1 pseudogene is annotated in these 472 nt (G+C 78.8%); it reads right to left on the reverse strand.

Annotated elements, in window-relative coordinates:
* Positions 1-135 precede the first annotated feature (135 nt).
* Positions 136-472 (reverse strand): annotated as a pseudogene (locus EAD98_RS00155) (prepilin peptidase); the annotation flags it as partial.

The following is a 472-nucleotide window of genomic DNA, read 5'->3' on the forward strand; positions in this document are numbered from 1 at the left end:
GTCCCCGATCTGGCGGGCCGGCCCCGCCCCTGACCCCGGACAGCGCGGGCGACGGACGGCGCAGGCGACGGACGGCGCGGACGGCGCGGGCGACGGACGCCGGCGGACGGCGGGGGCAGGCAGACGGCGGGGCGGTCAGGTGTTCAGCAGGAGGGCGCCGACGGTGCCGAGCAGCAGGAACGGGCCGAACGGCAGGTGGGTGGTCCAGCGAGCCCGCCGTGCGGCCAGCAGGCCCAGGCTGACCAGCGCGGACAGCCCGAAGGCGAGCAGCAGCCCGAACAGCAGGACCGGCCAGCCGTACCAGCCGAGCAGCGCGCCCACGCTGAGCGCCAGCTTGGCGTCGCCCAGCCCGAAGCCACGGCGGCCGAGCAGCAGCGTGCTGCCGGCGAACAGCACCGCCAGTCCCGCGCCGGCGGCGACGGCGCGCAGCCAGGGCCGGCTCGGGATCGCCGAGCGCGGCGACGCCGAGCAG

The sequence above is a fragment of the Micromonospora sp. CV4 genome (assembly GCF_003667455.1).
In the GTDB taxonomy this organism is placed as follows: domain Bacteria; phylum Actinomycetota; class Actinomycetes; order Mycobacteriales; family Micromonosporaceae; genus Micromonospora.